Raw genomic sequence first — 18,352 nt, 5'->3', positions numbered from 1 at the left:
AGCTAAAAGATGAAAAAACTTAGATATTTTAAGTATTCATTGAAAAAGGCTTTTTTATTTTTTTTGTTTTAAGCTACTTTTGTACAACGAAATCTGAGAGAAGAATATAACAATGTCAAATGAAAACCTCAGTTCTTCTGCGGAAACAGGTGAACTAGCAAGAAGTTTATCGAATCGTCATCTACAATTGATTGCAATTGGTGGTGCGATTGGTACAGGCTTATTTATGGGTTCAGGGAAGACGATCAGTCTTGCGGGACCATCCATATTATTTATTTACATGATCATTGGTTTGATGGTTTTTTTCGTCATGCGTGCGCTTGGTGAACTGTTACTTTCGAACTTGCAATACAAGTCATTTATTGATTTTTCTACAGATTTAATCGGACCATGGGCAGGCTATTTTGTCGGATGGACCTATTGGCTGTGCTGGATCACAATTGGTATTGCAGATCTATCTGCAATTATCTATTACTTACAGTTCTTTAATAATGGGTTGCCATTTACTCCAAGTGAAGGGGCAATGATAAGTGTTGCCGCAATCTTCTTTATTTTAGGGTTGAACCTAGTCACAGTAAAACTGTTTGGTGAATTGGAATTCTGGTTTGCGCTGATCAAAATTATTGCCATTGTGGTGTTAATTTTGGTGGGTTTCTGGATGATTTTTACCGGCTTTACTTCAGCAGCAACAGGTCAAGTGGCGTCATTTACTCATCTTTGGGATCATGGGGGAATGTTCCCGAAAGGCTTTGAAGGCTTCTTAGCAGGCTTCCAAATTGCCATCTTTGCTTTTGTCGGTGTTGAACTTGTTGGTACCACAGCAGCAGAAACCAAAGATCCAGAGAAGAACTTACCTAAAGCCGTTAACTCAATTCCAATCCGTATTATTTTCTTCTATGTATTGGCATTGGTGATTGTTATGTCAGTTACACCATGGAATATGATTGATCCTAAAGTTAGCCCATTTGTGAACTTGTTTAGTCAAGCGGGAATTGCTGCGGCTGCAATCATTATGAACTTGGTGGTCCTTTCTTCTGTAATGTCTTCAATGAACAGTGGTGTATTCTCAACAAGTCGTATGCTGTTTGGTCTTTCTCGTGAAGATCAAGGTCCTAAAGCATTTGGTCTGTTAAATAAACGCGCAGTTCCAGCGAATGCTTTATATTTCTCTGGTGTATGTCTATTGGGTGGTGCGGCATTACAATACTTCGTTCCTAATACTGTCGAAGCATTTACTTTAGCAACCACACTGTCAACGATCTTGTTTATCTTGGTATGGATTATTATTTTGTGGAGTTACTTGGTGTACTACAAAACACGCCCAGAACTTCATGCAAAATCAGTGTTTAAATTACCAGGTGGACCGATTACTTGTTATATCGTGATCATTTTCTTTGTCGGTACGATTGGTATTCTTGCATTAGAACCAGATACAATGAAATCATTGATGGTCAGTCCGATCTGGCTCATTATTCTTGCGATTGGTTATTTCTGTTTTTATAAGAAAAAATAGTCATTAACGATTTCAATGATATTGATAAGAAAACGTCAGTAATTTACTGGCGTTTTTTTTATTCTCATTTTAAGCTTTAAGGCTTCCGCTTTGGTCTATATTTTAGATTCAAGGTATAAGGTATACTGACGAAAATTTTGGAAATAGGTGAACAAATGCGTTTTGCAATTTGTGGCATCGGTTTAGTTTTAGCAAGTGCGGTGTTGGTGGGTTGTGGTCAATCAGGCAATTTGCAGTTGGCAAACAGTCAAGACTATGACAAACGTGCCAAATATTTGCTTTATTCAAAAGATGCCAATAAAGCTGCCCAAAGCAAGGCAAAAGTGCAAGATCAGACAGCCGTTGCAGATCAGTCTGTGCCAGCGTCTCAAGCCACTTCAAACTAAACCTAATTACACTTTCATTGAAAGGATAGATTCATGAGTTTCTCCCGCATTCATGGGGTATTGCATGCAGAGCAATGTTCTTTAGATCAACTCGCGCAGCAATATGGCACACCGCTTTATGTTTATTCAAAGGCAACTTTTGAAAAGCATTATTTGGATATGGATCAGGCATTTAGCTTTATCGATCATCAAATTTGTTTTGCGGTGAAGTCAAACTCAAATCTTGCGGTATTGAATGTATTGGCAAAATTAGGCTCAGGCTTTGATATTGTCACAGGTGGTGAGCTTGCACGGGTCCTTGCCGCAGGTGGAGATGCTACAAAAATCGTATTCTCAGGTTTAGGCAAACAAGAAGCAGATATTCAAAAAGCCCTAGAAGTAGGGATTGCGTGCTTTAATGTGGAATCCCATGCTGAACTTGATCGTATCCAAAAAGTTGCGGCAGGTTTAGGCAAAAAAGCTCCGATTTCGTTACGGGTAAACCCAGATGTAGATGCAAAAACACATCCTTATATTTCGACAGGTTTAAAAGAAAATAAATTTGGTATTCCATCAGATTCAGTTTTTGAAACCTATCAATATGCAGCGTCTTTACCCAACCTTGATGTGATTGGGATCGATTGTCACATTGGTTCGCAATTAACTGAAACACAACCTTTCGTAGATGCGCTTGACCGCGTCATTATGATGATTGCAAAATTGAAAGAATTGGGCATCCAGCTTAAACACATCGATATTGGTGGTGGTTTAGGGGTGACCTATAAAGATGAAACACCGCCAAGTGTTGCTGAATATGCCAATGCAATGCGTCCAGCTTTAGAGAAATTAGGCTTAAAAGTCTATATGGAACCGGGGCGGAGTATTTCAGCAAATGCTGGGGTATTGGTGACTAAAGTTGATTTGTTAAAACCAACCAACTATCGTAATTTCGCGATTATTGATGCTGCAATGAATGACTTGATTCGTCCATCGCTTTACCAAGCGTGGATGGACATTCAAGCTGTGGTATCGCGTATAGATGTTGAAGCAAAGACTTGGGATATCGTGGGCGCCATTTGTGAAACGGGCGATTTCCTTGGTAAAGAACGTGAACTTGCCATTCAGGAAAATGACAATCTTGCTGTTTTAGGTGCAGGTGCGTATGGTTTTGTCATGAGTTCAAATTATAACAGCCGTGGTCGTGCTGCTGAAGTCATGGTCGATGCTGACCAATCGTATGTGATTCGTAAGCGAGAAACGATTGAATCACTTTGGGAAAATGAAAGCTTATTGCCTTAAGGAGCCATTTTAAATGTTATTAGAATTTACCAAAATGCATGGTCTGGGCAATGACTTTATGGTGGTTGATTTAATCAGCCAGCGTGCATTTTTTGATGCAATGACCATTCGCCGTTTGGCTGATCGCCATTTCGGGATTGGTTTTGATCAACTGTTAATTGTTGAACCACCAGATTTTCCCAATGTTGATTTCAAATATCGTATTTTCAATGCTGATGGTTCAGAAGTAGAGCAATGCGGCAATGGGGTGCGTTGTTTTGCACGGTTTGTTTATGAACGTCAGTTGACCAATAAAAAGCGTTTTAAAGTTCAAACCAGCGCTGGTATTGTCGAACCTGAGTTGGGTGAAAATGGTTGGGTGCGTGTCAACATGGGCTATCCAAAATTTTTACCCAATGAGATTCCATTTCTTGCAGAAGAGCCAGATGCATTGTATGACATCGCATTGCAAGATAATGAATTGCTGACTATTGATGTGGTCAATATGGGCAATCCACATGCAGTGACAATCGTTCCCGATGTTTTAACTGCAGATGTTGCCAAAATTGGTCCTCAAGTGGAAGCACATGCACGTTTTCCGCAACGAGTAAATGCAGGCTTTATGCAAATTGTTGATGAAAAGCATGCGCGCTTACGTGTGTTTGAACGTGGTGTGGGCGAAACGATGGCATGTGGTACAGGCGCTTGTGCAGCCGCAGTCTCTGGAATGCGTCGTGGCTTACTTGCCAATAATGTCGAAATTGAGTTGGCTGGTGGTAAATTACAAATCGAATGGAAAGAAGGCGATGTGGTTTGGATGACAGGGCCGACGGCAACCGTTTATGAAGGTCGTTTAGATTTACGTTATTTCCAAGGTTGATCTGCTTTTCTTTTTACAGCTTAGAGCAAAGCCCTGAATTAATTTCAGGGCTTTTTTATCTCTAACTGTTTAGTTTTTGGATTAAAAAAGACCAGATAAATGTTTATACTGTTTAGAGATCTAAATAAATAATCACAAGGAAAAATAAACAATGGCAATAGATCGTATTGATTGGCATGGCGAATCCGCAGAGCAAGCAGGCTTTCCATATGAAAATGGTGGAACACATATTGGAATTTATTTGGCCTGGATTATCAATAACCAATTGGAAGGTGAGTTTCACCAAGAAGAAAGTGCCGATGAATTAGAACAAGTACGCACACGTCAAATGACTGGACGACAGTTTTTGATCAATATGTGTGATGAAAAATTTTGGGAAGAAGATTTAAATGAACAAGGCTTTGAGTTTACCCAAGCCTATTATGAGAGCAATCAATATTTTAAAGATTATGATGAAATCTTAGTTGATGCTAGAGGTTTGACAGATACTTATGCTGTGGATGATACATGGGACAATTATGATTTGATGGCAGTCGTGATTAGTCAAAAATATGCACAATGGCAGCAGAACCGTTCATAACTCTATGCGCTTTAAGCCAATAAATACTTTCTCTAAGATAAGCTTTTGTATCAGTCTCGAATTTACCCATAAAAAAACACAGTCCAAAATGGGTAGGACTGTGTTTTAACGTAGATCTGTCTGGAGACCAAATCAACGTTAAGTAACCACACTTACAGCGCGCATACTTGTATAATTTATATATGAGGATACTTGTGTATTTTTCAACCAGTCTAGTTGCCAATTTTAAATTAGCAACAGTCGTTATGTTCACTCACCATTAATTCATTGAATGAATACCAAACATATTGCCTTCAGTATCAATGGCTAAAACAATATGCCCATGAGGCCCAATCGACATTTTTGTTTGATGAACTTGACCACCAGCGGCTGCTACTCGGGCTTCTTCAATGGCACAATCTTCACTACTGAAATAGACAATTGTACTGTTTCCACCAGCAGAAATGCCTTCCATTTTAACCAATGAGCCTGTTGCGCCGTATTGGCTCATATCCGATGGAAATGTCCACATTTCCACCGATGAATCGTTTGGATCACTAAGTAAACTCAGCTCAGAACCAATCACCGTTTGATAAAATAATTTTGCCCGTGCCATATCATTGACATAGATTTCGAACCAACACACTGGATTTGACATAAACGTGTCCTTTTATTTTGCTGTTATCGGTTTTATAACCATACATGGCTGTATTTATAAGCTTAAGGGCAGTTGAGCCTTTAAACTCTATTTTTAGACTTTATTGTGATTAGCTTATGACAAACTTAACTCAAGCGTAGCTGTATTTTGTAAATAAGTTTATTTTTTAATCAATATTCTAAGGGAAACTTAAAGAAACAATAGATTATAAACATAAAAAAAGAACGCCGAAGCGTTCTCTTTTTCGATCATTGGATCAATGACGTGCAGCTTTTTTGCCTTCATCAACCGCTTTAACGATTGGTGCTTTGACCAATGGCGTAGGTTGCTCAACCAAAGCAAGTGGAAGAATCTCATCGATACTTTTCACAGCTTTAATTTCCAAACCATCTTTCACGTTCTGAGGAATTTCAGCTAAGTCACGAACGTTTTCTTGTGGGATAAACACCAGTTTAACGCCACCACGATGTGCTGCTAAAAGTTTCTCTTTTAAGCCACCAATACGCATTGCTCGGCCACCTAAGCTGGTTTCACCTGTCATTGCAATATCAGGACGAATTGCAATCCCAGTGAATGCCGAAACCAGAGCAGTGGTTAATGCTAAACCTGCAGATGGTCCATCTTTCGGTGTCGCACCTTCAGGTAAGTGAACGTGTACGTCAGTTTCTTCAAAACGAGAAGCTTCAATACCCAATTCATCAGCACGTGTACGAACCACAGTCATTGCCGCAGTAATCGACTCTTTCATTACATCGCCGAGTGAACCCGTGGTAATAAATTTACCTTTACCTTTTACTGCTGCAACTTCGATGGTCAATAACTCACCACCGACAGAAGTCCATGCCAAGCCATTTACACGACCCACTTGAGCTTCTTCTTCCGCCATACCGTAATCAAATTTATGCACACCTAAATATTCAGGTAAGTTTTCAGCAGTGACATCAATATGTAAGTTTTTCGCTTTCTTACTGACTGATTCTTTCACCACTTTACGTGCAATCTTCGATACTTCACGTTCAAGGCTACGTACACCAGCTTCACGGGTATAACGACGTACGATGTCACGAATCGCTTCTTCATGAACAGTCAATTCTTTGCCACGTAAACCATTGTTCTTGATTGCTTTTGGAACAAGGTAGCGATCAGCAATATTGACTTTTTCGTCTTCGGTATAACCCGGCAAACGAATCACTTCCATACGGTCCAATAAAGCCTCAGGAATATTCATGCTGTTTGCAGTACAGATAAACATCACTTCAGACAAATCAAGATCAAGATCTAAGTAGTGATCGTTAAACTTGTTGTTCTGTGATGGATCAAGTACTTCAAGCAGGGCAGAAGCTGGATCACCACGATAATCCTGTGCCATTTTGTCCACTTCGTCGAGCAAGAACAGTGGGTTCTTAACGCCAACTTTGGTCAATGACTGCACAATTTTACCCGGCATCGCACCAATATAGGTACGACGATGACCACGAATTTCTGCTTCGTCACGGACACCACCGAGTGCCATACGAACGAATTCACGACCAGTTGCTTTGGCAATTGATTCCCCGAGTGAGGTTTTACCAACACCAGGAGGACCTACTAAACAAAGGATTGGACCTCGAAGTTTTTTCACGCGTGATTGAACTGCTAAGTATTCAACAATACGTTCTTTGACTTCATCCAAACCATAGTGGTCTGTATCTAAAATTTCCTGAGCTTTGGCTAAGTTAATGCTGACTTTGCTGGCTTTATTCCAAGGCGTATCTAAAATAGCCTCAATATAGTTGCGTACCACAGCAGCTTCACTTGACGCAGGTTGCATTGCTTTGAGTTTACGGAATTCATTTTCAGCTTTTTTACGCACATGTTCAGGTAAATCAGCTTCCGCTAAACGTTTTTCAATTTCAGCAACATCATCTTCCGCACCACCATTCATATCGGAAAGTTCACGCTGAATGACTTTCATCTTTTCATTGAGGAAGTATTCGCGTTGGTTCTTTTCCATTTGGCGTTTTACAGAGTCATGCAATGTTTGCTCAATCTGTTGTTCTTCAGATTGTTGCAATAAATAAGTCATTAGCTCTTGTAAGTGTGCTTCAAACTCATCGTGCTCTAGGAATTTTTGTTTTACATCGATATTTAAAGGTACACGGGTTGCAACAAAGAACAACAATTGTAATAAATCGTCGATTTTATTTGCTGCTGCAATCAATTCACGTGCATTACGTAATTTGGCTTCTGCATACTGTGAAAACAGTGCACGTAATTCTTCTACACGTGTTGCTTGAGTATCTTTATCTACAGATATCGTCATTGGGCTTAATGCATGTTCAGCCGATAAGTATTCATCATTGTCGATGATTTCAACCAGCTTAGAACGATGTAAGCCTTCAATCAGTACCTTGATACAGTTTTCATCATTTTCATGATTCACAACTTGTACAATCTTCGCGACGGTACCATATTGATATAAGTTGTCGTGATCAATTTCTTCTGTAAGCGAATCTTTTTGCGCAACTACAAATACTAAATTGTCACTGTTACGAGCCACATCAACTGCATTGATCGATTTTTCACGACCCACAAATAGCGCAATTTGCATATGTGGGTACACAACCACGTCACGCAACGCTAAAAGCGGTAATACACTTGGAACCTGTGGCTCTAAGTTTTCTTGATTCATAATAATCTCAGACATGGGCACTCCTAATGAGTGACAACGGTGTTGCCATGTTTTTTATAGTGATGTGTATTTCAAAAATTACAAGGGCTTTGCCAAATAAAAAGTTTAAAAAATCGCAAGTATCTGATTAACAAATAAACCTATTTGCATTTATTGGTCAATTTAACGGCGAAAATAATAGGTTTTTGCTGGGGTAATTAAGCTATCTAAGGGCTGATCCCATGGATTTCTTTTTAGCTCGTGGGTGAGTAACTGAAAATTATGCGCTAAACCGAGTCGATGTGGGCGGTGTGCAGCTGATGCAAGCGTTCGATCATAGAAACCGCCTCCCATGCCCATACGGCTACCTTTTAAATCACAAGCCAATAAAGGCATGACCACCAGATCGAGTATTGAAATATGCTTAGCACGACTTGCCATGGGTTCTAGCATCCCAAGACGATGTAAAGAAAAGCGCCGATTGCGGAACTGCCGATTTGATATTTTGACCCAAACCAGTTTTTTGTTCATATTACAGATCATGGGCAAATACACGGTTTTTCCAATCGCACAGCAATATTCGATAAGCAATTTGGTTTGAATTTCACCAAAAGCATCTAAATATAATCCGATTTTCTGCGCATTGAAAAAATGGCGATGGCGTAGCATCTGTTTAAAGCATTGCAATTCAATGACCATTTGTTGATTGCGGGTCAGCTTTTGTCGTTGTTGTCTTAAAGATCTACGCAGTTGTGAATTTTGATCCATGTTTTGAATGCTAAAACTAAACTGTTGCCAGTATACAATGAATTGATAAACAGCATTTATAACGAAATGATCAAGATGTTATTTTGATTATCTTTTATTCACTAGAGTTTGCGATAAATGGGCAGTTTTAAGCTATTATGCTAATCGTTTGATAAAACAAGATTAAATATTGATGTTCTACATTTTAAGTCCGGAGTATCTATTCTGACAAATGTAGGATTTTGCTCAGTCAATTGCAAATGAAAGCACTTCAATTAGGCTGAGAAGAAATTCACGTGAGTGATAATTATGGATAAGCACGAAAATAAACAGGAAAACACCATGCAAAGTCAGCTAAAACAACAATCTCATACCTTGTCACGACGGTTTGTTATCTCAATGCTTGCATTGGCAAGCAGTTTACCGCTGATGAGCTATGCCGCTCCAGCAGCGCCAAAACTGGATCTTGAGTTATCTGCACATTCAAAGAATAAAATTAAAACCTTAATGAATGATCCAAAAGTTTGGCAACAGATTCCCAAAACAGTCACGCTGTGTGTGTATTCTCCTGATGGCGCCAATAGTGAAGCTTTTGAACAAGCGACCAGTTATATCAGTGAACTGCCACGAATTACACAGATTGCTAAGGAATTTGGGGTGGATATGAAAATTACCCGTCCAACCAAATTGTCGATGCATATTGATTTAAATTATCCAAAATTAAAGAAAACCGCTTCTACGGATATTAATTTAAGAGTTTATACCGATGAACGTGTATTGACTGAGGATTTCCGCAGTAAACGCTGTGATGGTGCTGGAATCAGTAACATTCGTGCACGTCAGTTCAATCCGTTTGTCGGCAGTATTGATGCTATTGGGGCAGTACAAAACTATAAGCAATTAACCACCGTGATCCAGTTACTTGCACGACCTGAGTACGATGCAAAAATGGTCAATCGTGATTATGAAGTGGTGGGGATTGTTCCTTTAGGTGCTGCGTATATCATGGTCAATGATCGCCGTATTGATACCTTATCAAAAGCAGCAGGGAAAAAAGTGGCGGTCATGAACTTTGACGGTACTCAAAAGAAGTTGGTGCAAAATGTTGGTGCACAACCTGTTTCAGTTGATCTATTAACTGTGGGTGGAAAGTTTAATAACAAAGAAGTCGATATTATGGCGGGGCCTGCTTTGTTATTTAAGCCTTTAGAATTGAAAAAGGGTATGACTGATAAAAATGGCAATGTGGTTGGTGGCATTATTCGCTTTCCTTTGATACAGGTCACAGGCACATTAATCATGCATCGGAATAAGTTCCCTGCAGGTATGGGACCAATCGCACGGGAAATGATTTCTAAACAACTCAGCCCAGCATTTCAGTTTGTCGATAAACTGGAGCGAGAAGTTCCAGATAAGTATTGGTTTGATATTCGTGAAGCAGATAAACCAGGCTATATTAAGATTATGCGTGAAGCACGTATTCAGATGACCAAAGAAGGCTTCTATGACCCAACAATGATGAAAATTTTGAAAAAGGTTCGATGTGGTCAAACCCCAAGTAGTTTTGAATGTGCTTTAAATGATGAATGATTGGGTTTTGCTCTTGTCTTGATGAGGTATATAAGTCAAAAGCAAAATCACAAACAGCTGATGTTTTTGATTTGAATTAAAAGCTAAAGGAGCAAAATGAAAGTTTATTTTGCTCCTTTTTTATTGCAAAGTTTAGGCAATGCTTTACTACTCTGTTAGATTAAATCCAAGATAAAGAAGATCAAAATTAAGATTTAAATGATGTTAAGAAAACCGTTCAAACTCTTGTTGCTGACAGTGTTGTTTTACGTTAACTCGATATATGCCGCACAGTATCAGACAGGGGATATTATTTTTCATACTTCTAAATCTGCACAAAGTCTTGTGATTCAAAAAGCCACCCATTCGCCATATAGCCACATGGGAATGATTGTGATGAAACAAGGTCAAGCTTTGGTTTTGGAGGCGATTCAGCCTGTGAAATATACACCGCTTCAACAATGGATCAATCGTGGTGTAAATAAAGCCTATGTCGTGAAGCGTTATCAATCTCAATTAACTGCAGAGCAACAGCACAAGTTAGTCAAACAGGCCGAGACTTATTTAAATAAACCCTATGATGTTTATTTTGAATGGAATGATGACGCAATTTATTGCTCTGAAATTGTATGGAAAGCTTATCAATACGCTTTAGGAATAGAATTGGCGCCCTTGGAAAAATTACAAAGTTTTGATCTCACAGATCGAAGTGTTAAAGCACTTATGCAACAACGCTATGGACAGCATATTCCATTGCAAGAAACTGTGATTACGCCAAGTGCAATTTTTAATTCAAAGAAACTGAAAATGGTTGACTCGGTTGCTGGCTTGAATTGATTGGAAATATAGCAGGCATAAAAAAACCTGAGTCATGATGCTCAGGCTTTTTATAAGAAGCTGTATATACATACATTCTTGAATGTGGCGACCCTACGGGGATTCGAACCCCGGTTACCGCCGTGAAAGGGCGATGTCCTAGGCCTCTAGACGATAGGGTCAATAAATTGAGGCAGACACTTGAAACTAAACCATTAAATTAATGGCGACCCTACGGGGATTCGAACCCCGGTTACCGCCGTGAAAGGGCGATGTCCTAGGCCTCTAGACGATAGGGTCGTTTCAGAGGTGGGCGTATATTAGGGCGAATACTGGCAGGTGTCAAACTTTTTTCCATAATAAAAACTGAAATTACGTTTATATGGATAAAAACAAAGCAATATGAGCAAAGTGGTTAAAATTAAGACCATTATTACGGCTTGAGGTACAGAATGGGATCTAAAATATTTTGAATCACCGTAGGATGTTGTAAGTAGCCTGCGATTTGATGAGGAGTATGAATAAACGTTGAAATCGCGGTATTTAAAATCGCGGGTTGAAAGTCAAAGGGCGCGTTGATCAAAGGAAAAGCGGTTAAAAAATCATCTGGAGAATAGAAATTATGCCAATCACCATTTAGACAATTTGGTCTTTTGATTGGTGGTGTCAGTTTAGACTGAATCACTTTAAAGGCGAGCGGTGAGCCTAAGGTAATAAAGCGTTGTATCTGGTAGTTTACTTGCAGCTGTTGTAAAAGATTATAGGCAATCACGGTTCCTAACGAATGCGCAACGATAATATGCGGTTGATCGGGTTCTAAGCTAGCGAGTATCCGTTGATGCACTTCATCCATAAACTGAGGATTGGCGAGGTATAAATAAGTTTCGATCAGGAATTTATGAATCAGACTTTCATGAAGTTTTGGAAAATTATTTAAAATTAAAGAGAACTCTTTGAGCGCTTTATCTTTTAACAGTTGCGAAGCCAAATACAAGCGTTTGGACAGTTTTAAGTCATGCTCAGGCATGAAGTAGGGCAATATTGGAATTGCAGGAGGGGCATTTAAGGTTGTAGTGGGTAGCGTTGTTGTATGTTTATGAAAGTGAAAGTTTACCCATGATTTAGGCAGAAAGCTTTCTAAGTCAAAGCGATTGCTTAATTGGTGTTTACTGATTAAATCGCCATAAAAAGCCAAGCGAATATCTAATTGTGCTGTTGAAATAGGCAGTTTAAGTTCATCGATTCCCTGTTGAAGAATATCAATCCAATGTTGCTTTAAACTCTCAGCATTATAATTCTGCTGGTTCATACCATGAATAAAAATAATCTTCATTGGGGTTTTTATAGATTGTTATGTTTAACTATTAAATTACGAGCTTAAACTGATTTTGACTATCTATGAATGTACAAAAAGTGTAGCCGATGGCTACACTTTTTGTTTAGGCATGATCAGTAAGATTTTGTTTAGGATTGTGATTGATCTTTATATAAGAATGCGTAGCTGATATAGCAAATTGCAATAAAGATTAAACAACAAATAAAGCCAACCACCATCTCAGGGTCAAATACCATACTGATACAGGTAATTAAACAGAAGATAAAACCTAAGATCGGCACAATTGGAAACAAAGGTGCAGCAAAGCCTAATTCAGCTTTGGTATGACCTTGTTTATACCATTGACGTCTAAAATTAAATTGGCTCAGACAAATACTCATCCACACCACAACCATGGTAAACGCAGCCACACCCAACAAGTTTTTAAAAATAGTCTCAGGTGCAAATTGTTCTGAAAGCAGACCAGGTAACGCACCGAACATGGTGACAATCACCGCAATATATGGAATACCGCGTGCATTGACTCTAGAAAACAGTGCTGGAAGCTGTTTCTTGGCTGAGAGCGACCACATCATACGTGACGCTGCAAATAGCCCTGAGTTAGCCGCAGACAACAATGCAGTGATGATTACAAAACGGATAATGTCTTCTGCGTATGGAATACCAATATGATCAAATACCGTAACAAATGGGCTGCTACTGACCCCTTCAGCATGTAATCCTGCCATTTGGTGAGGCAGCAGTGCACTAATTACGATGATAGTACCGACAAAGAAAATCAATAAACGCCAAATAGCAGTATTGATGGCTTTAGGCACATTTTTCGCGGGATCTTCAGTTTCACCCGCAGCAACGCCAATCAACTCAGTGCCAGAGAAGGCAAAGTTCACGATTAACATGGTGGTGAAGATTGGGAATAGACCTTGTGGGAACCAGCCTTCATCGGTCAAATTACTAAATAACGGTGCTGAAGTATGTCCCTGATAATTTAAAATACCAAAAATTGCCAAAAGGCCAAAAAGAATAAAAGCGATTACCGTGATGACTTTGACCAAAGAGAGCCAGAACTCAGATTCGGCAAACCATTTGGTTGAACTCATATTTAAGCCAAACACGATTGCTGCAAAAATCAGCGTCCATAACCACATTGAGATATGCGGAAACCATTCTTGCATTAATAAAGCCGCAGCAGTAAATTCAGTGCCTAGTGTTGCTGACCATGTTAGCCAATACAGCCAAGTAACGGTGTATCCGGTACCTGGACCAATGTATCGTTGCGCATAAGTACCAAATGAACCAGACTCAGGCATATGAACAGCAAGTTCACCTAAGCACAGCATCACCATATAGGCAATTACACCACCGAGGATGTAAGAGATAATGGCACCAATCGGACCGGTTTGTGAGATCACCTCACCAGAACCTAAAAAAAGCCCTGTACCGATTGCACCACCAAGCGAAATCATCACCAAGTGACGAGTACTCATTGCTCGTTTGAGTGGTGAAGAATTAGATGATACCTGAGCATCATTTTGATTTGGTGATGACTGCATAAGCTTCAGATGGAAATAAAACGAGAAGCGCGCTATTTTAGCCCAATTCATAAATAGTGCAATGATTGAGTGTTGCTAATGCTCAATAAGCAATACTATAAATCACCGCGATTTTATGGTTTTTATAAATAAATATTTAAATCAATTATTTATATTTAACTCTGCACTGATTATTTTAAATTAAAAATCCAGATTATTGATGAAAAAACAATCTTTTAAATATGAAGGGATGGTGGTTTTTAACTGCTTTAAATACGATAGATATAAAAAAGCCTGAGTCGTATTGCTCAGGCTTTTTTACGAGAAAGTTTTATTTTAACAACCTTCTCAAATATGGCGACCCTACGGGGATTCGAACCCCGGTTACCGCCGTGAAAGGGCGATGTCCTAGGCCTCTAGACGATAGGGTCGTAATGAGGTGATGCGTATATTAAGGATAAAAGACATTTTTGTCAAAATGGATTTATCGAAAAAGCGTTTAACTGATGAATCTATAAGCGAATCATCATGTATTTGTTTTTAATTTAGCCAGAAAGCTATTTTTTGCTTTTTAGAAGAATCCAAATCAAATAAAAACGGCTTGATTCATATATGGATCACTGAAAAATTATGCTACGGATTAAAAGCCTAAAATAGAAAAGCCCGTATGAATACGGGCTGATCAGTGATTTACAATGCGACTTAATTTTTCTGATGATAAAGCCAGTAATAAGTTGCATAACATGCTGCCATAAACACTAAACAACCAATAAAGCCAGAAAGCATTTCCGGATCTGCTGCCATACTTAAACCGGTTGCGGTACAAGTGATAAAGCCAAGAATTGGTACAACGGGATACCACGGCGTTTTAAATTTTAAATCAGCCAGTGTTTTACCGCTGGCTAACCATTTACGACGGAAATTAAACTGACTCCAGCAAATACTCATCCACACGATAACCATGGTAAATGCTGCCACACCGAGTAAGTTTTTAAAGATCACATCTGCGCCAAATTGCTCCGACAGTAAACCGGGTAAACCCCCAATCATGGTCACAAAAATTGCAACAACAGGGGTGCCTGATTTGGTCAGTTTGGAAAAAACTCGAGGTAATTGTTTTTGAATTGAAAGCGCCCACATCATACGAGATGCCGCATATAGTCCTGAATTAGCAGTGGACAAAAGCGCTGTAATGATCACAAAACGCATGATGTCTTCTGCGTAAGGAATTCCAATCAAGTTAAATACAGAAACAAAGGGACTATTACTGATCCCTTCACCATGCGCGGCTAGGCCAGCATCTTGATAGGGCAATAATGAACTGATGACAATAATGGTACCAACAAAGAAAATCATTAACCGCCAAACCGCAGCATGAATCGCTTTTGGGACATTTTTTTCAGGATTTTCAGTTTCACCAGCCGCAATCCCAATCATCTCAGTACCATTAAAGGCAAAATTTACAATCAGCATGGTGGCAAAAATAGGAAATAAACCATTGGGTAACCAACCATGTGCGGTTAAATTACTGAATAAGGGTGCAGTTTCATGACCATGAAAGGGGATTAACCCAAATATTGCGGTTAGGCCGAGTAAGATAAATACCAATACCGTTGCAACTTTAACAAAAGACAACCAAAACTCGGACTCTGCAAAAAAGTGTGTTGAGGTTAGATTGGAAATCAAGACGGCAACAATAAAGACCAAGGTCCATAACCAGATGGAGGTTGTTGGAAACCATTCCTGCATCAGCATGGCTGCCGCTGTAAATTCAGTCCCCAAGGTGGCAGACCAGCCAAGCCAGTACATCCATGACACCATGTAGCCTGTGCCTGGTCCAATATTTTTAGCTGCAAAAGCACCAAAAGATCCAGTCACAGGTTGATTGACCGCAAGTTCGCCTAAGCACAGCATCACCATATAGGCAATTAAACCACCGATAATATAGGCAATCACTGCACCAATCGGCCCAGCTTGTGCAATCACTTCACCTGAACTTAAAAATAAGCCAGTACCAATCGCACCGCCTAATGACAACATAATCAGATGGCGTTTGGTCATGGATCTTTTTAAGACAATAGTTTGCCCATCAGCGACAGTGTGCTGATTCGATTGATCAGGTGATTGCATATTTGATGTCATTGAACTTTAAAGAGATATTTTAGATTAAAATGCCAAAATTGACAAAATAAAATAAGCCATCAGCTTCTAAAGTCTAAAGAACGAGGGATGAAATAAAATAACTGAATCAAGAAAATCAAAAAAAGAGAAAGGAATTATAAGAATAAATAGATGGCGACCCTACGGGGATTCGAACCCCGGTTACCGCCGTGAAAGGGCGATGTCCTAGGCCTCTAGACGATAGGGTCGTTTAGAAGATGGCGATATCTTATTGATCCGCCACCAAATTGTCAAGTAAGTGAGGTGCGAGTTTGTTCAAAATATAGCAAAACAGTTCAGCCGTCTTTTGAGTATCGTATAAGGCCGAGTGAGCCTCTTTACCATCGAACTCAATTCCAGCTTGAATACATGATTTAGCCAAAACAGTTTGACCAAACATGACCGCACTTAAAGTCACAGTATCAAATACAGAAAAACTATGAAAAGGGTTTTGATTTTTACTGCCAGTTCGCGCAATTGCAGCTCTTAGGAAACCTAAATCAAAGTGGGCATTGTGTCCGACCAAGACCGCATGGGTACAATGTTGCTGACGACGCACTTCATTAACCGCCTTAAAAATACGCTTTAATGCTGTTTTCTCATCTTCAGCCATTGCCATACGCATTGGATTAAATGGATCTACACCAATAAAATCCAAAGAACGACGATCTAAATTTGCACCTTCAAAAGGATTGATGTGTGCATGATGTGCTTCACCTGGAACAAATTTTCCTTCAGCATCATACACAATCGGGATGCATGCGATTTCAAGCAATGCATCGGTATCTGCATTAAAACCTGCTGTTTCAACGTCAACCACAACGGGTAAAAAACCACGAAAGCGTTGTCCAATCACAGGTAATGTTTCAGTTGTCACACCTTTCTCCATTGGATGGTTTTTCCAGCATAAAGTGGAATAATGTGTTCACCATCCAAATAATCTAAACTTTCAGGGATTACCTGATCTTCTTTCACAAGGGTAATCTTATTTGTGTTGCGAGGCAAACCATAGAAGTCTGCACCAAACATACTGGCAAAACCTTCTAGGCGTTCGATTTTGTTGACTTGATCAAAAGCCTGAGCATAAAGCTCAATTGCTGTAGGTGCACTATAGCAACCTGCACAACCACATGCATTTTCTTTGGCATTTTTAGAATGTGGCGCACTGTCAGTACCTAAGAAAAATTTAGGGCTGCCGCTAGTGGCAACTTCAAGTAAAGTTTGTTGATGGGTTTGACGCTTTAAAATCGGTAAACAATAAAAGTGAGGTTTTATGCCACCGACCAACATATCATTACGGTTAAACAGTAAATGTTGTGGTGTGATCGTCGCAGCAACATTACGATCTTGTTCAAGCACAAAATGCGCAGCTTCACTGGTGGTAATATGTTCTAACACCAATTTTAATTTCGGAAATTGCTTAAGTAACGGTGAAAGTACTTCGTCTAAAAAGCGTTTTTCACGGTCAAAAATATCCACATGCTGATGGGTAACTTCACCATGTAACAATAATGGTACTTGATGTTCTTCAAGTTGTTCAATTACTGCATAGACTTTACGAATGTCACTGACACCATTATCCGAGTTGGTTGTTGCACCAGCAGGATAGAGTTTAATTGCATTGACGAATTGAGACTCTTTGATTTTGCGAACTTCATCTGGAGAAGTATGGTCGGTAAAATACAGTACCATACGTGGGTCAAAATCAACCCCTTCAGGAACATGTGCCATAATACGGTCACGATAAGCATTCGCTTCATCTACAGTTTTCACAGGTGGAACGAGGTTCGGCATACAAATCGCACGGGCAAATTGTTTGGCTAGATCTGGAACTGTACGTTTTAAGGCAAGACCATCACGTAGGTGGGCATGCCAGTCATCTGGCTGAAGCAAAGTGATCGTATTCAAGGCAATTCTTACTGACAAAATAAATGAGATGATAATCTATAACACTTTAAAATGATAACAGCTATTTCTAATCAATAATTCAAATTAAATGATTAAAAACAAATCTAAAGCTTATATTTTGTTCGGATTGGTCATGTATGTGTCATGATTGGGTGTTAATGCTGAGTAGAAAATCTACAACTGTATAACATGGCAATGATTTTCAATTGCTTAATTTGAATTTATTTTAAAATTACCGTTTTTAAATGATTAAATAGTCAAAATGTACTATTGCATATTTTTCTTAAAAAATGATAATAAAGTCATACAAAGATAAACTTCGAGCATACATAATTTTCATTTTATGAATAAACACGCTATTGACCTTATACAATTGTGTTT

The 18,352-nt window shown here is 39.2% G+C and carries 15 protein-coding genes and 4 tRNA genes; 7 read left to right on the top strand and 12 right to left on the bottom strand.

The genetic code is table 11. From position 1 onward, the window contains the following. Nucleotides 1-112: 112 nt before the first annotated feature. From ASC84_RS10060 to ASC84_RS10040, 5 genes are all read left to right on the top strand, one after another. On the top strand, nucleotides 113-1,513 hold the full coding sequence (locus tag ASC84_RS10060; RefSeq protein WP_004722415.1) for an amino acid permease: 1,401 nt from the start codon (nucleotides 113-115) through the stop codon (nucleotides 1,511-1,513). Nucleotides 1,514-1,668: 155 nt separating this feature from the next. Next, nucleotides 1,669-1,899, top strand: a complete 231-nt coding sequence (locus tag ASC84_RS10055) for a hypothetical protein (RefSeq protein WP_034617490.1) — start codon at nucleotides 1,669-1,671, stop codon at nucleotides 1,897-1,899. A 33-nt stretch (nucleotides 1,900-1,932) separates the two neighbouring features. After that, the gene (lysA, locus tag ASC84_RS10050; protein WP_056514271.1) at nucleotides 1,933-3,177 is read left to right on the top strand and encodes a diaminopimelate decarboxylase; all 1,245 of its coding nucleotides are present in this window, start codon (nucleotides 1,933-1,935) and stop codon (nucleotides 3,175-3,177) included. 13 nt (nucleotides 3,178-3,190) lie between these two features. After that, on the top strand, nucleotides 3,191-4,036 hold the full coding sequence (gene dapF, locus ASC84_RS10045) for a diaminopimelate epimerase (protein WP_004722412.1): 846 nt from the start codon (nucleotides 3,191-3,193) through the stop codon (nucleotides 4,034-4,036). 151 nt (nucleotides 4,037-4,187) lie between these two features. Beyond that, nucleotides 4,188-4,616, top strand: coding sequence for a hypothetical protein (locus ASC84_RS10040; RefSeq protein ID WP_056514268.1), 429 nt, complete (start codon nucleotides 4,188-4,190; stop codon nucleotides 4,614-4,616). 259 nt (nucleotides 4,617-4,875) lie between these two features. Here the strand turns inward: ASC84_RS10040 and ASC84_RS10035 are convergent, their stop codons facing one another. From ASC84_RS10035 to ASC84_RS10025, 3 genes are all read right to left on the bottom strand, one after another. Further along, the gene (locus ASC84_RS10035) at nucleotides 4,876-5,253 is read right to left on the bottom strand and encodes a VOC family protein (RefSeq protein ID WP_004722409.1); all 378 of its coding nucleotides are present in this window, start codon (nucleotides 5,251-5,253) and stop codon (nucleotides 4,876-4,878) included. Between the two features lie 256 nt (nucleotides 5,254-5,509). Then, entirely contained in the window at nucleotides 5,510-7,939 is a 2,430-nt protein-coding gene (lon, locus tag ASC84_RS10030; protein ID WP_004722406.1) for an endopeptidase La, read from the bottom strand. Between the two features lie 147 nt (nucleotides 7,940-8,086). Further along, entirely contained in the window at nucleotides 8,087-8,671 is a 585-nt protein-coding gene (locus ASC84_RS10025; RefSeq protein ID WP_056514265.1) for a 5-formyltetrahydrofolate cyclo-ligase, read from the bottom strand. A gap of 378 nt (nucleotides 8,672-9,049) precedes the next feature. Here ASC84_RS10025 and ASC84_RS10020 point away from each other — a divergent pair, with 378 nt between their 5' ends. Both ASC84_RS10020 and ASC84_RS10015 read left to right on the top strand, forming a co-directional pair. Next, complete coding sequence (locus tag ASC84_RS10020) at nucleotides 9,050-10,240, top strand: putative solute-binding protein (protein WP_224965497.1); 1,191 nt, start codon at nucleotides 9,050-9,052, stop codon at nucleotides 10,238-10,240. Between the two features lie 201 nt (nucleotides 10,241-10,441). After that, a complete protein-coding gene (locus tag ASC84_RS10015; protein WP_056514262.1) occupies nucleotides 10,442-11,056 on the top strand; it encodes a YiiX family permuted papain-like enzyme in 615 nt (204 codons plus the stop codon). An 85-nt stretch (nucleotides 11,057-11,141) separates the two neighbouring features. On the opposite strand, the gene ASC84_RS10010 is transcribed toward ASC84_RS10015, so the two are convergent. The 9 genes from ASC84_RS10010 to pyrC all read right to left on the bottom strand — a co-directional run bounded on the left by ASC84_RS10010 (nucleotide 11,142) and on the right by pyrC (nucleotide 17,971). Then, a tRNA-Glu gene (locus tag ASC84_RS10010) sits at nucleotides 11,142-11,217 on the bottom strand. Between the two features lie 42 nt (nucleotides 11,218-11,259). Then, a tRNA-Glu gene (locus tag ASC84_RS10005) sits at nucleotides 11,260-11,335 on the bottom strand. 133 nt (nucleotides 11,336-11,468) lie between these two features. Then, a complete protein-coding gene (locus tag ASC84_RS10000) occupies nucleotides 11,469-12,368 on the bottom strand; it encodes a hypothetical protein (protein WP_056514259.1) in 900 nt (299 codons plus the stop codon). Nucleotides 12,369-12,499: 131 nt separating this feature from the next. After that, nucleotides 12,500-13,924: an amino acid permease gene (locus ASC84_RS09995; protein WP_056514257.1), complete on the bottom strand. Its 1,425-nt coding sequence runs from the start codon at nucleotides 13,922-13,924 to the stop codon at nucleotides 12,500-12,502. A 334-nt stretch (nucleotides 13,925-14,258) separates the two neighbouring features. Next, a tRNA-Glu gene (locus tag ASC84_RS09990) sits at nucleotides 14,259-14,334 on the bottom strand. 271 nt (nucleotides 14,335-14,605) lie between these two features. Further along, nucleotides 14,606-16,033: an amino acid permease gene (locus ASC84_RS09985; protein WP_056515279.1), complete on the bottom strand. Its 1,428-nt coding sequence runs from the start codon at nucleotides 16,031-16,033 to the stop codon at nucleotides 14,606-14,608. A 163-nt stretch (nucleotides 16,034-16,196) separates the two neighbouring features. Next, nucleotides 16,197-16,272: transfer RNA gene (locus ASC84_RS09980), tRNA-Glu, on the bottom strand. 20 nt (nucleotides 16,273-16,292) lie between these two features. After that, entirely contained in the window at nucleotides 16,293-16,952 is a 660-nt protein-coding gene (gene rnt, locus ASC84_RS09975; protein ID WP_004722393.1) for a ribonuclease T, read from the bottom strand. After that, nucleotides 16,937-17,971 (bottom strand): dihydroorotase, encoded by a 1,035-nt coding sequence (gene pyrC, locus ASC84_RS09970; protein WP_056514255.1) that lies wholly within the window; start codon nucleotides 17,969-17,971, stop codon nucleotides 16,937-16,939. The genes rnt and pyrC overlap by 16 nt, the downstream gene beginning before the upstream one ends. Between the last annotated feature and the right edge of the window lie 381 nt (nucleotides 17,972-18,352).

Origin of the sequence: Acinetobacter sp. Root1280, from assembly GCF_001425285.1 — a bacterium.
GTDB classification, from domain to species: Bacteria; Pseudomonadota; Gammaproteobacteria; order Pseudomonadales; family Moraxellaceae; genus Acinetobacter; species Acinetobacter guillouiae.
This window is presented reverse-complemented; position numbering and strand designations above follow the sequence as displayed.

What these genes read in the sequence shown, in the direction of transcription:
- ASC84_RS10000 (WP_056514259.1), bottom strand. Translation starts at nt 12,368, where the DNA reads ATGAAGATTATTTTTATTCATGGTATGAACCAGCAGAATTATAATGCT.
- lysA (WP_056514271.1), top strand. Translation starts at nt 1,933, where the DNA reads ATGAGTTTCTCCCGCATTCATGGGGTATTGCATGCAGAGCAATGTTCT.
- ASC84_RS09985 (WP_056515279.1), bottom strand. Translation starts at nt 16,033, where the DNA reads ATGCAATCACCTGATCAATCGAATCAGCACACTGTCGCTGATGGGCAA.
- ASC84_RS10040 (WP_056514268.1), top strand. Translation starts at nt 4,188, where the DNA reads ATGGCAATAGATCGTATTGATTGGCATGGCGAATCCGCAGAGCAAGCA.
- dapF (WP_004722412.1), top strand. Translation starts at nt 3,191, where the DNA reads ATGTTATTAGAATTTACCAAAATGCATGGTCTGGGCAATGACTTTATG.
- ASC84_RS10025 (WP_056514265.1), bottom strand. Translation starts at nt 8,671, where the DNA reads ATGGATCAAAATTCACAACTGCGTAGATCTTTAAGACAACAACGACAA.
- ASC84_RS10020 (WP_224965497.1), top strand. Translation starts at nt 9,050, where the DNA reads ATGCTTGCATTGGCAAGCAGTTTACCGCTGATGAGCTATGCCGCTCCA.
- ASC84_RS10015 (WP_056514262.1), top strand. Translation starts at nt 10,442, where the DNA reads ATGTTAAGAAAACCGTTCAAACTCTTGTTGCTGACAGTGTTGTTTTAC.
- ASC84_RS10055 (WP_034617490.1), top strand. Translation starts at nt 1,669, where the DNA reads ATGCGTTTTGCAATTTGTGGCATCGGTTTAGTTTTAGCAAGTGCGGTG.
- ASC84_RS10060 (WP_004722415.1), top strand. Translation starts at nt 113, where the DNA reads ATGTCAAATGAAAACCTCAGTTCTTCTGCGGAAACAGGTGAACTAGCA.
- ASC84_RS10035 (WP_004722409.1), bottom strand. Translation starts at nt 5,253, where the DNA reads ATGTCAAATCCAGTGTGTTGGTTCGAAATCTATGTCAATGATATGGCA.
- lon (WP_004722406.1), bottom strand. Translation starts at nt 7,939, where the DNA reads ATGTCTGAGATTATTATGAATCAAGAAAACTTAGAGCCACAGGTTCCA.
- ASC84_RS09995 (WP_056514257.1), bottom strand. Translation starts at nt 13,924, where the DNA reads ATGCAGTCATCACCAAATCAAAATGATGCTCAGGTATCATCTAATTCT.
- rnt (WP_004722393.1), bottom strand. Translation starts at nt 16,952, where the DNA reads ATGGAGAAAGGTGTGACAACTGAAACATTACCTGTGATTGGACAACGC.